This window comes from Nonomuraea sp. NPDC048882 (genome assembly GCF_040649755.1).
In the GTDB taxonomy this organism is placed as follows: domain Bacteria; phylum Actinomycetota; class Actinomycetes; order Streptosporangiales; family Streptosporangiaceae; genus Nonomuraea; species Nonomuraea maheshkhaliensis.
The window spans coordinates 347195-361181 of sequence record NZ_JBEZGB010000008.1 but is presented as its reverse complement, the minus strand read 5'-3'; the positions used below and the strand labels follow the sequence as shown (position 1 = coordinate 361181).

The 13987-nt window shown below is 70.4% G+C and carries 9 protein-coding genes; 4 read left to right on the top strand and 5 right to left on the bottom strand.

Going from position 1 to position 13987, the window contains the following annotated elements; genetic code table 11:
* Positions 1–35 precede the first annotated feature (35 nt).
* The 3 genes from AB0C27_RS29055 to AB0C27_RS29045 all read right to left on the bottom strand — a co-directional run bounded on the left by AB0C27_RS29055 (position 36) and on the right by AB0C27_RS29045 (position 2114).
* On the bottom strand, positions 36–620 hold the full coding sequence (locus AB0C27_RS29055; protein WP_357849805.1) for a hypothetical protein: 585 nt from the start codon (positions 618–620) through the stop codon (positions 36–38).
* Positions 621–633: 13 nt separating this feature from the next.
* The gene (locus tag AB0C27_RS29050; RefSeq protein ID WP_357849802.1) at positions 634–1158 is read right to left on the bottom strand and encodes a hypothetical protein; all 525 of its coding nucleotides are present in this window, start codon (positions 1156–1158) and stop codon (positions 634–636) included.
* A 350-nt stretch (positions 1159–1508) separates the two neighbouring features.
* Positions 1509–2114 (bottom strand): TetR/AcrR family transcriptional regulator, encoded by a 606-nt coding sequence (locus AB0C27_RS29045; protein ID WP_357849799.1) that lies wholly within the window; start codon positions 2112–2114, stop codon positions 1509–1511.
* Positions 2115–2228: 114 nt separating this feature from the next.
* Between AB0C27_RS29045 and AB0C27_RS29040 the strand changes: the two genes are divergently transcribed.
* On the top strand, positions 2229–3158 hold the full coding sequence (locus AB0C27_RS29040; protein WP_357849796.1) for a PHB depolymerase family esterase: 930 nt from the start codon (positions 2229–2231) through the stop codon (positions 3156–3158).
* On the opposite strand, the gene AB0C27_RS29035 is transcribed toward AB0C27_RS29040, so the two are convergent.
* The gene (locus AB0C27_RS29035) at positions 3109–4017 is read right to left on the bottom strand and encodes an NmrA/HSCARG family protein (protein ID WP_357849793.1); all 909 of its coding nucleotides are present in this window, start codon (positions 4015–4017) and stop codon (positions 3109–3111) included. The two genes, AB0C27_RS29040 and AB0C27_RS29035, sit on opposite strands and share 50 nt — an antisense overlap.
* A 96-nt stretch (positions 4018–4113) precedes the next feature.
* On the opposite strand from AB0C27_RS29035, the gene AB0C27_RS29030 reads away from it, so the two are divergent.
* Complete coding sequence (locus AB0C27_RS29030; protein WP_357849790.1) at positions 4114–4707, top strand: TetR/AcrR family transcriptional regulator; 594 nt, start codon at positions 4114–4116, stop codon at positions 4705–4707.
* On the opposite strand, the gene AB0C27_RS29025 is transcribed toward AB0C27_RS29030, so the two are convergent.
* The gene (locus AB0C27_RS29025) at positions 4704–6026 is read right to left on the bottom strand and encodes an MFS transporter (RefSeq protein ID WP_357849787.1); all 1323 of its coding nucleotides are present in this window, start codon (positions 6024–6026) and stop codon (positions 4704–4706) included. The genes AB0C27_RS29030 and AB0C27_RS29025 overlap by 4 nt on opposite strands.
* A 223-nt stretch (positions 6027–6249) precedes the next feature.
* Here AB0C27_RS29025 and AB0C27_RS29020 point away from each other — a divergent pair, with 223 nt between their 5' ends.
* Positions 6250–7290 carry a LacI family DNA-binding transcriptional regulator gene (locus tag AB0C27_RS29020; RefSeq protein WP_357849784.1) on the top strand — a complete coding sequence of 347 codons (1041 nt, stop codon included), beginning with the start codon at positions 6250–6252 and terminating at the stop codon, positions 7288–7290.
* 352 nt (positions 7291–7642) lie between these two features.
* A complete protein-coding gene (locus AB0C27_RS29015; RefSeq protein WP_357849781.1) occupies positions 7643–13885 on the top strand; it encodes an RHS repeat-associated core domain-containing protein in 6243 nt (2080 codons plus the stop codon).
* Positions 13886–13987 lie beyond the last annotated feature (102 nt).

The following is a 13987-nucleotide window of genomic DNA, read 5'->3' as shown; positions in this document are numbered from 1 at the left end:
GTACGAATGACGGGCCCCGGCACAGGTGAAACCGGTCAGGACATCGTCTCCAGCTCGGTCCGCGTCACCTTGATGGTGTTCTCCGGCAGCGGCGCCGGATTGTTCGAGGCGTCCAGCGGATATTTGGCCTGGACGGGATTGAGCAGCGCCGCCGGAGAGTCGGGGAAGGTCTCCAGGAACAGGACGTAGCCGCTGTCCTGCTTCAGCTCGCTGGTGTGCTCCTCCTCGTAGGTCACGCCGTCGAAGACCCCGCCGAGCTCCTTGACCTCGATGGTCTGCCCCACCTTGGCCTCGCCCTTGAAGACCTTCACCACCTGCGCGGTGGAGACGGTGATGACCATCGGCGGCGGCTCCGGCTGGTCGCCGGCCGCCTCGGCGGGGGCGCCGGCCTCGGGGTTGAGCTGCGGATCCGTCGTCGTGGGGTCGGGCTCCGTCACTTCCTGCAGGTAGCGCGGCTCGCCGACGATCCGGGCCTCGACGACCAGGCTCGCCCGGTCGAAGAGTGCGTCGGCGCTCTCGTACTGGGGATAGTCGGCACGGTAGAGAACGGTTTCGTCGTGGGACGAGCACGCGGTCACGAAGAGCGCGGTCAGGACGAGCGCGCCGAGACGCCGTAGCACTTGGCGGCCTCCTTTAGTAGTAGGCGTTGACGTCGCTGACATCGTGCGCCTGGGGTTTCGTCATCGTGTTGCGGTTACGGCTCGTGTTCATGATCGACGTGCTCGAGTTGTGCGCGAGGTTCAGCGCGTGCCCGAACTCGTGGACGAGCGTGCTGGTGACGAAGTTGGCGAAGTTCGAGGCGTCCCGGTTGATGGTGCGCGAATTCAGCTTGATGTACATGCACATCCCGCCGCACCGCTGGTAGGTCCCGTACCAGGTGTTGCTGTACGACTTCACCGTGATGGTGGAACCCGAATTCGAGTTCTTGTAGAAGTTGGCCGGGCTAGACGTGGCGTTCCAATTGGCCAGCGCCTTGTTCATCGGCGTCTGCCACGTGCTGTTGTAGCTGTACGGGAGCATGTGAATGCTGGCGATGTCCTGGCCGGTGCCGTTCCAGTGGGCGAACGCCGGATTGGCGCCCGTCGTCAGTATCAACCCCAGGACGGCGGCGATCGCGAGCCCCCGTCGTGCGGTACGTCCCAACACTTTCGAAGGCATGTCGAAAGGTCACTCCCTGCGTGTCCGAGAATGCTGCGCCTGAATGCGGGAGACCGAGCCGGAAAAACCCGGGAAAAAGTAGGGCCCGACGGGCGGGAAGAGAAAGGAAAAGGTTTTTCGAAGAACCTGGAAGGGAGTATGCAAGCCTGCTTGATCACGCGTCAAGACAGTCGTGAGCCAAATGATCGCCGGCCCCGGCGGCGGTCGCGGGGCTCGGACGGAAGCCGGGCCGCAGGTGGTCGCGGGACGTCCGGCGAAGCCGAGCAGGAGGGCGGCGGAAGCCGAGCAGAGGGGGCGGCGGAAGCGGAGCAGAGGGGGCGGCGGAAGCGGAGCAGAGGGGGCGGCGGCGGTCAGTTCGCGCGGACGCGGAGCCCTTCCAGCATGACGGTGAGGAAGCGGCGCCCCGCCGCCGCCCGATCGTCGGCGCCCGTGGCGGGATGCATGGACGCCGCATACACCACCCCGCACATCAGCGGCACCACGTGATCCTGCGTCACCTCGGGATCGACGGCGCCCGCCGCGTGCGCCCGCTCCAGGATCCGCCCGGACAGATCGGCGAGCCGCTGCTTGAGTTCGGCGGTGTGCGGCAGGACGTTCACGGGCGCGGCGAAAACGGGGGAGAGCGAGGCGTCGGCGAGCAGCCCGTCGACGGAGGCGTACAGGAAGTCGCGCAGCCCCGCGTAGGGATCGTCGCAGGCCAGCGCCCGCTCGGCCTGCGCGAGCAGCGCCTCGAACCCGGGGGTGGCGACGGTCTCGACCAGCGCCTCCGGGGTGGGGAAGTGGCGGTAGACCGTGGCCACCCCGACCGAGGCGGCCCGCGCGACGTCGTTGAGCTGGATCGGCGTCCCCTCGTCCACGAGTCGGCGGCCCACCTCGACGATGCGGTGCCAGTTGCGGGCGGCGTCCTTGCGCAGCGGGGCGGCGGTCATGGTCACCAGCATAACCGGATGGCTCATCCGTTTGTGTTACGGTGAAACGGATAAGCCATCCGGTTCTCGCCGGCGGCCGGTTAGATCATCCGGCTCGGCTTCTTCGGCTGACCGGCCGCACGACACGAAGGGCAGGATCACATGACCCAGCACAGCATCGAGGCGGGCGGCAGAACGCGCACGTACATCGTGGTCGGCCCGGAGGATGGCGCGGACGATCGCGCCCTCTTCCTGATCTTCCACGGATCCCGGCAGACAGGGGCGAAGCACAGGATGTTCACCGGCGGCGCCTTCGACGCGCCGGCGGAGCGCGGCACGGCGGTGGTGGTCTACCCCGACGGCCACCGGGGCAACTGGAACGACGCTCGCCGCGACAGCTCGTTCCCGGCCAGGCTGGAGAACATCGACGACGTCGCGTTCACCCGGGCGCTGATCGAGAAACTGACCGTCAGCCACCGGATCGACCCGGGCCGGATCTTCGCGGTGGGCTACTCCAACGGCGGGCAGATGGTGATGCGCCTGGCCCACGAGGCGCCGGAGCTGATTGCGGGGGCAGCGGTGATCGCCGCGACCATGCCCGCGCCGGAGAACTTCCTGTTCGCCTCGGCGCCACCCGCGCCGATGCCGGTGCTGCTGGTCCACGGCACGAAGGACCCGATCATCCGGTACGAGGGCGGCGAGCCGAGCTGGTGGGTGCGGACGGCGTTCAAGGTCGGCGGGCAGAGCCTGTCGATGCCGCGGACCGCGGCCTACTTCGCCACCCGCAACGGCATCACCGCCGAGCCCGTCAGCACGACGCTGCCGCACCGGCCCGGATCGCCTGGCCGGACGACGGTCGAGCGCACCGACTACCGGCAGGAGGGCCGGCCGCCGGTGGTGCTCTACACGGTGCACGGGGGCGGCCACACCATCCCCGGCCCCGCCAAGGCGCCCGCTGTGATCGGCAGGACCAACCAGGACGTCAGCACCGCCGATCTGGTCGCCGAGTTCTTCGCGGACGTTCGGAAGCGGCCGGAGCCGGTCAGGAGCCGGGCCGCAGATTCTGCCGGGCCCACTCCTCGAACGTCGTGAGAGGCAGGCCGAGGGCCCGTGCGAACTCCGGGCGGGCGGGCTGAGGGTGCTCGTTGACGCGCGACTGCCCGAAGCCCATGTCGGGCATCCCTGCCGCGACCGCCTCCGCCGGGGTCATGTCGGGCGCGGTCAGCTCGACGCCCAGATGGCGGGAGAGGATCTCGGCGATGGCCGTCATCGACTGGATGTCGCCGGCCAGCTCCAGCTCGACCCGGTCGAACCGCTCGGGTGAGGTGATGGCCGTGGCCGCCGCCACGCCGATGTCGTGCACGGCGACGAGCCGCAGCTCGGTGGTGGGCTTCAGCAGGGTCACCAGCCCGTTCTCGACCCCTCGGGGGAACAGGATCCGCACGGAGGGACGGATGTTCTCCATGAAGAAACTCGGCTTGAGGATGGTCCAGCGCTCGAAGCCCGCCTCGCGCACTCGGTCCTGGATGCCGGTCTTCGCGGTGTAGTAGGGCTCCATGAAGGCCCACTCGTCCTTGACCCACTTGGTGTGCGACCCGGCTCCGGAGACGGAGGTGTGCACGAAGTGCGGCACGCCGGCCGCCCGCGCCGCCTCGATCAGGTTGGCGGCCTGCTCCACCTCGCCCTCGAAGGCGCGTCCGTTCATGTCGGGCATCTGGACGGAGAAGACGGCGCGGGCCCCGTCCGCCGCCGTCTTGAGCGAGTCGCGGTCGTCGAGGTCGCCGGTCACCAGCTCGGCGCCGAGCGCCTCGACGGCCTTCGCCCGGTCGGCGGCCGGGTCGCGAACCAGCGCCCGTACGGGGACGCCGGCCGCGAGAAGGGCCCGGGCGGTGGCGCCGCCTTGCAGGCCGGTGGCGCCGACGACCAGGACGGGTGCGGAGTGTGCGGACATGATTCTCCTCAGTCGATACGAAACGGCGGGGCCCGCCGCTTACGTATTGGTACGATACGGAGGACCCCGCCACTTAGCAAGTTCGGAGATGACGCCATGACCGTCAGGCGTGCGGACGCCCAGCGCAACTACGCGCGCATCCTCGCCGTGGCCGAGGCCGAGGTGGCCGCGCACGGTGCGGAAGCCTCCCTGGAGCAGATCGCCCGCGTCGCGGGAGTCGGCTCGGCCACCGTGCGGCGGCACTTCCCCGGCCGGCGGGCGATGTTGCAGGCGGTGTTCCACGAGCGGGTCGAGGCGCTGTGCGCCCGCGCCGAGGAACTGGCGGAGGCGGCCGACGCGCGGGCCGCGCTGCTGGAGTGGCTGGGCGCGCTCACCACGTACGCCGCCTCCGCGCGGGGAATGGCCGACGTGCTGGTCCCGGACGGCCAGGCCGAGGCCGATCACGCGAACGCCTGCGCGGTCCAGATCGGCGGGGCGGTCGAGCCGCTGGTGCGCAACGCCGCGAAGGCCGGCGCGGTGGGGCAGGACGTGACGGTCGCCGACCTCGTCGCCCTGGTCACGGGCATCACGCTGGCCACCGAACGCCACCCCGACCCGGTCGCCGAGGCGCACCGGCTGCTCGCCCTGGCCGTCCAGGGGATCAGCCCCCGCCCTGCACAAGATGGCGACGGGACGGCGGCGGAGCGTTAGGCGGCCGGGCTCCCGCTCGGCGCCGGCCCCGACGTCGACGCCGACGCCGAGCGGCGCAGGTGGGCGGGCTCGGCGATGAAGCGCGTGCCGAACGCCGACAGCAGGCACAGCAGCCCCGACACCACCACGATCGGCCAGAGCCGCCCGCCCGACCAGTCGTCCAGCCAGGCCGCCACGAAGGGGATGCAGCCGCCGACGACGGCGCCGGTGATCTCCCGGGTGAAGGTGACGCCGGTGTAGCGGTGCCGTACGTCGAACAGCTCCGACATCATCGTGGCCTGCGAGGCGAGCGTCAGGTCGTTGCAGAGCGTGAAGATCATCACGAAGGCGGCCCAGATCACTACGGGCGTGCCGGTGTCGAGCATGAAGAAGAAGGGGTAGAACAGCACCGCCGCCGCGACCGAGCCGGCCACCATCACCGGGCGGCGCCCGTACCGGTCGCACAGCAGGCCCGCGATCGGCACGGTGACCAGCTTGACCAGGTTGGCGATCACCACGGCGGTCAGGCCGACCCACGACGGGGCGTGCACGTGCGTGGTCAAGTACGTCAGGGCGTAGACGGACGGCAGGTAGCTGATCACGTTCGGCGCGACGCTGATGAGCATGCCCGGCACGATCTTGCGGCCTGAGGTGGCGAACAGCGCCCGCAGCGGAGCCTGCGCGTGCCCGCCGCTCTCCTTCGCCTCGCGGAACTCGGGGGTGTCGGAGACCTTCAGCCGCACGATCACGCCGCCCACGCCGACCAGGACGCTGAGCAGGAACGGGATGCGCCAGCCGTACGCGATGAAGGACTCGTGCGACATGAGCGCGGAGACGAGGAAGAAGACGCCCGTCGCGACCAGCGAGCCGACCGCGTTGCCGAGGGTCGGCGCGCTGGCGTTCAGCCCGCGCGCCCTGGTCTCGGCGTGCTCGGCCGACATCAGCATGGCGCCCGCGTACTCGCCGCCCGCGCCGAGCCCCTGCACCACGCGCAGCGCCACGAGCATGATCGGCGCGGCCGGGCCGATGGCGGCGTAGGAGGGCAGCAGGCCGATCAGCGTGGACGCCGCCGCCATGAGGAGCAGGGTGACGAACAACATCGTCCTGCGGCCGACGCGGTCGCCGAGCACGCCGATGACGATGCCGCCGACCGGCCGGGCGAAGAATCCGACGGCGAACGTGGCGAGCGAGGACAGGGTCGCCGCCACCGGGTCACCTGACGGGAAGAACACGAGGGGCAGGACCAGCGCGGCGGCGGTGCCGTACAGCGAGAAGTCGTACCACTCGAGCGCGGTGCCCACGGTGGAGGCGATCGTGGCCCGGCTGAGCCGCAGCTTCATCGGTTGCTCCCTGCTGATGGTGTCCTTACCCATCGGACCATTAACGTTAATGTGGGCGTTACACTACGAGTGTCCAGTTCAAGAGGTCAAGGGGTTCGCCGATCCCGCCGCTAGCATGAACGTTAATGAGAGCAGTCCACGCAGGGTTTCCGGTGCCGGCGCTCCTGCTGCCAGACTGCGGATCTACGTGGTGGGGCAAGAGCTGAGCCGGAGGATGACGGGGATGGCACGTTCGCAACGGGTGACGCTACGCGATGTGGCCGACCGGCTGGGCCTGTCGGCGAACACCGTGTCGCGCGCGCTGGCCGGGAAAGACCAGGTCAGCGAGGCTACCAGAGCTCTGGTGAGCGCCGAGGCCAAGCGGCTCGGCTACGTCCCCAACAGCCACGCCCGCTCGCTGGTGTCCGGCAGGACCATGGTCGTCGGCCTGGTCATCACCAACCCGTCCAACCCCTTCTACGCCGCGCTGATCTCGGCCGTCGAACGGGAGTGCCGCGCGGCCGGCTACTCCGTGCTGCTCCTCGTGACCGAGGACTCGGCCGAGAACGAGGAACGCGCGGTCCAGCAGCTCCTGCGCTTCGGCGTGGACGGCGTGCTGGGCGTCGCCACCGAGCTCAGGAGCGACGTGTGGGACGGGCTGAGCGAGGCGAACATCCCGGTCGTGCAGCTCAGCCGCGACATCCCCGGCCGCGGCCTGGACTTCGTCGGCATCGACGCGGAGTCGGCCATCGCCGACGCGGTGGTCCGGTCGGCCGGTCCCGGCGTCCGGCGGATCTGGCTGCTGGAGGAGGACCTGCGCATCAGTACGGTCGCCGCCAGGATCGCGGGCTTCCGTCGCGCCCTCGACCGGCTGGGCGTCGCCAGTGAGCAGGCGCTCGTGCTCAAGGTGCCCACCCACCGCACGAGCGGCGCCACCCAGCCGTGGCGGTCCGACGACGCGTACGCGCTGGCGTCGAACCTGATCACCAGGGGCAACCATCCCGACCTGCTGATCACCGCGAACGACTACTTCGCGCTCGGCGCCTACCGGGCCATCAGGGAGCGCGGCCTGACCGTCCCCGGCGACGTACGCGTGCTCGGCTATGGCGACCACCCGTTCGCGGCCTACCTCCAGCCGTCCCTTACCACGATCAGGCTACCGGCCGACGAGGCGGGCACGGCCGCGGTCGATCTGCTGCTGCGCCGGATCGCCGAGCCGGACCGCCCTCGCACCAGCACCCGCCTGCCCGCCGAGCTGATCGAACGCCAGTCGACGACGGGCTGACCGCCCGGTAAGGCGAAAATTTACAGAGATGTCCTTCCACTGAAAATTTTTTGAGCAGAAAGAGCAAAAGTCAGGACCGGCGGGTGCCCGCGGCGATGATGCGATCACCGAGCGAACATCGCTGATCATGCCCGGGTGTCCGTTTCCCGGGCATATCCCCAGTTCAGGACGCCCGTCCGGCGGCTCGTCCGCCGGCCGTCGAGTCCGTCACGCCGGCGGAAAGGGCCGGCCGCACCGTTGAGATCGTCTCCTCATCCAGCGTGACCCACCGGGTTCGCGCGCCTTCGATGACCGGCTGAGCACCGCACAGCCCGCTCGGCCGGCCGCCTCGCACACCCCCTGGAGGAGCTTGATGGATCAGCCGAGTGAATTAGAGCTGCCGGACTCCCGATGGAACGGCCTCCGCCAATCCCCCCGAGAGCCAGACCATCCGGACGCGTCGTGGAATCGTTTCGCGACGGACGAGGCCAAGCCGGAATCGCGCTGGCCCCGCAGACTCGCTCCCGTCCTCGCGGTCGTCCTGATGGTGGAGATGGCCTACGCCATGCCCGCCTACGCGGCGCCGCGCTCGGCCCCGGCCACGCAGAAAGAGGCCCCGGTGACCGGCGGAAAGGTCCCCGTCCAGCCGCCGATGGCCGATCCCGCCGCCCAGCAGGCATGGAAGGCGCCACCGGAAGTCCGCTGGCCGCGACCGCAGAAGGCGGAGCTGGGCGGCGGCTCCGCCTCCACCCTGGCGGCCGGCTTCCCGGTCAAGCTGGCGCAAAGCAACGCCAAGACCGCCCAGGCCGCGACCCCCATCGGCGTCGAACTGCTCGACACCGACCTGCTCGGCCTGGCCATGCGGATCACCCCGGGACAGGGCGTGGCGGCCACGGCAGCGGCCGAACCCGTCAAGGCGCCCGTCAAGACGCAGGTGGAGGTGGACTACTCCGGCTTCCGCCACGCTTACGGCGGTGACTACGGCTCCCGGCTCCGGCTGGTCAAGCTGGAGGAGTGCGCACTCACCGGCGCGGCCGGCTGCGCCGCACCGGAGCCGGTGAAGAGCGAGAACAACGCCAAGACCGGCACGGTGAGCGCCGAGGTCGAGACCGGCGGCCTGTACGCGCTGACCGCGGCGGCCTCGGGACCGTCCGGCGACCACGCCGCCACCTCCCTGTCGGCCTCGTCCGACTGGAGCGTCGGCACCCAGTCGGGTGACTTCACCTGGGGCTACGAGATGCGCATGCCCCCGTCCCTGGGCGGCGAGGAGCCGAGCCTGTCGCTCGGTTACTCCTCGCAGAGCGTGGACGGCCGTACCGCCTCCACCAACAACCAGGCGTCCTGGGCGGGCGAGGGCTTCGAGCTCAACCCCAGCGGCTACATCGAACGCCGCTACAAGTCCTGCATGATCGACGGCAAGAAGACCGGCGACCTGTGCTGGGACCAGGACAACGCCACCATGTCACTGGGCGACTCCTCGGTCGAGCTGGTCAAGGACGCCACCACCAAGCAGTGGCGGCCCAAGCGCGACGACGGCACCAGGATCGAGCTGCTGACCGGCGCCACGAACGGCGACAACAACGGCGAGTACTGGCGCGTCACCACCGACGACGGCACCCAGTACACCTTCGGCCAGAACCGCCTGCCCGGCTGGGCCAGCGGCAAGGCCGAGACGAAGTCGGTGCAGACGGTGCCGGTGTTCGGCAACAACAGCGGTGAGCCGTGCTACAGCAGCACCCCGGCCAACGCCTGGTGCCAGCAGGGTTACCGGTGGAACCTCGACCACGAGGTGGACACGCACGGCAACGCCACCACGTACTGGTACGCCCAGGAGAAGAACTACTACGGCCGGCACATGAAGCCCGAACAGGGCACCGTGTACGACCGCGCCGCCTACCTGACCCGCATCGACTACGGCTACCTGAAGGGTGAGCTGTTCACCAAGGCGCCGGCCGCCCGCGTGGTGTTCGACGTCGCCGAGCGCTGCCTGCCCAGCGGCACGATCACGTGTGCTCCCGAGCAGCTCAAGAAGGACACCGCCGGCCACTGGCCGGACGTGCCCTTCGACCAGATCTGCGACTCGGGCGTGAAGTGCACCGACCGGCTGGCGCCGACGTTCTTCACCCGCAAGCGCCTGACCAAGGTCACCACCCAGGTCCGCAACGCGGCCGGCCAGTACTACCCGGTGGACTCCTGGGCACTGGCGCACCAGTTCCCCGCCTCCGGCGACGGCATGAGCCCGGCGCTGTGGCTGGCCTCGGTGCAGCAGACGGGTCACGTGGGCGGCACGCTCTCGCTGCCCCCGGTGAAGTTCATCGGCGTGCAGCTGCCCAACCGGGTGGACTCCGACGAGGGCCGCGCCCCGCTGGTCAAGTGGCGGGTCCAGGCGATCGACAACGAGTCCGGCGGTGAGCTGCGGATCAACTACTCGGCCGCCGACTGCAAGCCGGGCGACGTGCCCGCGGCGGACAAGAACACCAGGCGCTGCTTCCCGCAGCGCTGGGCCCCGCCGAACGAGGCCGAGGTCACCGACTGGTTCCACAAGTACCTGGTCACCCAGACCGTCGAGGTGGACCGCGTGGCCGGCTCGCCGAGCGTGGTCACCGACTACGAGTACCTGGACGGCGCCGGCTGGCACTACGCCGACACCAACCTGGTCAAGCCCGAGCACCGCACGTGGGCCGACTACCGCGGCTTCGGCCGGGTTCGCATCCGCGAGGGCGACGGCCAGGACACCAAGCGCACGCTGACGGAGTACCGCTACTTCCGCGGCATGCACGGCGACAAGCAGGCCGACGGCTCCAAGCGCAACGTGCAGGTGGTCGACTCCGAGGGCGGCAAGCTCGACGACCTCGACCAGCTCGCCGGCTTCGAGCGCGAGGAGATCATGTACGACGGCGACGGCGGCGCCATCGTGACCGCGACCGCCGAGGAGCCGTGGTCGGTCAAGACGGCCGAGTCCACGCAGGGCGGCATCACCAAGGCCGCGCACGTGGTCCAGCCGAAGTCCATGGTCACCCGCACCGCGATGACGGGCGGCACATGGCGGCGTACCGGCGAGGAGCGCTCGTACGACGCCAAGGGCCTGCTCGCCACCGTCGAGGAGAAGGGCGACCTGGCCACCACCGCCGACGACCAGTGCGTCCGCTACACCTACGCCCGCAACGACACGAGCTGGATGATCGACTACCCCAGCCGGGTGCAGAAGGTCGCCGCGAGCTGCGGCACCCCGATGTCCACCCTGGCCGCGGGCGAGGTGCTCTCGGACGAGAAGGTCCAGTACGACGGCCAGGCGAACGGCCAGCCGCCGACCAAGGGCGACGTCACCTCCGTCCAGGAGCTCGTCTCGGCCGACGGGCAGACGATCAACGGCACCGTCCGCACCTTCGACGCCTACGGCCGCGAGATCAGCGAGACCGATCCCGTGGGCACCAAGTCCGTGACCAGCTACAGCCCGGCCACCGGCGCCCCGCCGACGGAGACCACGGAGACGAACGACCTCGGCCACACCGAGCGCACCCTGCTCGAACCGGCCTGGGGCGAGCCCGTCGCCGAGATCGACGAGAACAACCGCCGGGTCGACATGGAGTACGACGCGCTCGGCCGCCTGATCAAGGTCTGGCAGCCGGACCGGAACAAGGCGGCGGGCCAGTCGCCCAGCACCGAGTACTCCTACACGACGCGGACCGACGGCCCCAGCTACGTCACCACCAAGACGCTGCGCGCCGACGGCGGCTACACCACCAGCTACGAGCTCTACGACGGCCTGATGCGCGAGCGCCAGACCCAGGAGCCGGCGCCCACGGACGACCAGACGCAGGACCCCGCCCTGCGTGACGGCCGCACGATCACCGACACCTTCCACAACTCCCAGGGAGAGGAGTACAAGTCCAACACCGGCTACTTCGCCACCGGCGCGCCCGCCACCGAACTGCTGGCGGTGGCCGACTCGGCCGTCCCCAACCAGATCGTGTCGCTGTTCGACGGCACCGGCGAGGTCAACGCCGAGGTCTTCAAGGCCAAGGGCGCGGAGAAGTACCGGGTCTCGGCCAAGGAGGAGGGCGACCGGCTGCACGTCACCCCGCCCCCTGGAGGCACCGCGACCACCCGGATCGGTGACGCCGAGGACCGGCTGATCGAGCTGCGCCAGTACAAGGGCGCCACCCCGACCGGCGAGTACGAGGCCACCAAGTACACCTACGACCAGGCCGGCCGCCTGGCCACGGTGACCGACCCGGCGGGCAACGTCTGGAAGCACCACTACGACCTGCGCGGCAGGGAGATCAGGACCGAGGACCCGGACAAGGGCGTCACCACCACGACGTACAACGACGCCGACGAGATCGTCTCCACCACCGACTCGCGCGGCAAGACGCTCTGGTACGGCTACGACGCCCTGGGCCGCAAGACCCAGCTGCGGGAGGGCTCGGCGAGCGGCACCCTGCTGGCCGAGTGGAAGTACGACGCGCTGGCCAAGGGTGAACTGCACGCCAGCATCCGCTATGTCGGCGGGCAGGCGTACACGGCGGAGATCAACACCATCGACGCCGACTACCGCGCCCTGCGCCAGACCGTCACCATCCCGGCGCGCGAGGGCAAGCTGGCCGGTACCTACCAGCTCAACACCCGCTACACGCTCGACGACCAGGTGCAGTCGGTCAGCTTCCCGGCGGGCGGCGGCCTGGCCGAGGAGCAGGTCGTCTACAGCTACGACGGGCTCAGCCAGCCGGTCAAGGTCACCGGCCTGTCGGCGTACGTGAGCGCGACCCGCTACTCCAAGATGGGAGAGATCCTCCAGTACGAGCTGGGTGAGGGCGCCAAGAAGACCTGGATGACCTACACCCACGACGAGAGCACCCGCTACCTGACCGGCATGCGGCTGGACCGGGCCGGCGCGTCCGCCAGCGACCTGGACCTCAGCTACGGCTACGACGCGGCCGGCAACATCACCAAGATCGCCGACAGGGCCGCCCAGGACACGCAGTGCTTGAAGTACGACCACCTGCGCCGCCTGACCTCGGCGTGGACGGCCACCGACGACTGCGCCAGTGGATCGCCCCAGTCCGGCACGATCGGCGGCGTGGCCCCGTACGCGGTCAGCTACGCCTACGACGCCACCGGCAACCGCACCAAGGAGACCAGGCACGCCTGGGGCGGCACGGCCGAGCAGGTGCGTAACTACACCTATCCCGCGGCGGGCGGCAAGCAGCCGCACGCGCTGCAGGCCGTCGGGGCGGACGTGTTCGCCTACGACGCGGCCGGCAACACCACCAGGCGCAAGGTCGGCACCTCCGACCAGAGCCTCGTGTGGGACGCCGAGGGCAACCTGGAGTCGGTGACCGAGGCCGGCAAGACGACCTCGTTCGTCTACGACGCCGACGGCGACCGCCTGCTCCGCAAGACGCCGGCCGACGCCACCCTCTACATCGACGACATGGAACTGCGCCTCGACTACGCCAAGGACGCCGTCGAGCAGACCCGCTACTACACCATCGGCGGCGAGGCCATCGCGGTCCGCACGCCGGACGACCAGGTCTACTTCATGGCCAACGACCACCAGGGCACCGCGCAGGCCATGGTGAACGCCGGCACGGGAGACATCGCCATCCGCAGGCAGACCCCGTTCGGCGAAGATCGCGGCACCGCGCCACCCTGGTGGCCGGGGCAACGCGGGTTCGTCGGCGGCACCAAGGACGCGACCACCGGCCTCGTCCACCTGGGCGCCCGCGAGTACGACCCCAAGAACGGCCGCTTCGTGTCGGTGGACCCGATCATCGACGAGAACGATCCGCAGCAGCTCAACGGCTACGCCTACGCCAACAACAGCCCCGTCACCATGACCGACCCCGACGGTCAGATCGTCTGGTTCGTGGTCGGCATCGCGGCGCGGATCGCGGCCAGGGCCATCGCCAGGAAGCTGGCTCAGGCCGCCGCCAGGAGGGCCGCCGCCGCGGCGGCCCGGCGGGCGGCGCTGGCCGCGGCCAGGCGCAGGGCCGCCGCGCTGGCCAGGAAGCGCGCCCTGGAAGCGGCCAGGCGCAGGGCCGCCGCGGAGGCCAAGAAGAAGGCCGCCGCCGCGGCCAGGAAGCGAGCCGCCGAAGCCGCCAAGAAGCGGGCCGCCGCGCAGGCCAGAAAGAAGGCCGCACTGGCCAGGCAGCGGGCACGTGCCGCCGCGGCCAAGCGCAGGGCGGCAGCGGCGGCACGCAGAGCCGCAGCGGCCAAGCGGCGAGCGGCCGCCGCACGCCGGGCCGTGACCAGACGGGCGAGCAGGCCCAAGGTCAGGATCCGGCAGCGGCCCGCCGTCCGCCCGAGCAGCCGCAGGGCGGTCCAGCGCAACACCCCGGCCAAGGCCCGGCGCAACCCGCCGGCCCAGCAGAGCACCGGCCAGTCGCGCGGGCTGTCCGAGGCGCAGAAACGCTCGATCGACGAGCAGTTGGGCAGGGTACGTCCCACGGGATCCCACCAGGGGACGGCCAGGAGCATGGCCGACGAGATGGCCGACCAGGGCACCGGATGGGGCCCGGCGTCGAAGCCGTACTCGTCGGACACGCCGCGCTCGAAGGCACCGACGATCATCTGGCGCCTCTGGCAGATCTTCCGCCCGCCGGCGACCCCGTGACCGCCGCCCCCGCCGGGTGATCCGGCGGGGGCCAGACTCAGGAAGCTCCCGTTCCGGCCCCTGCCCGGAGCGGGAGCTTCCGCATGCCGGTGATCCGGGCGG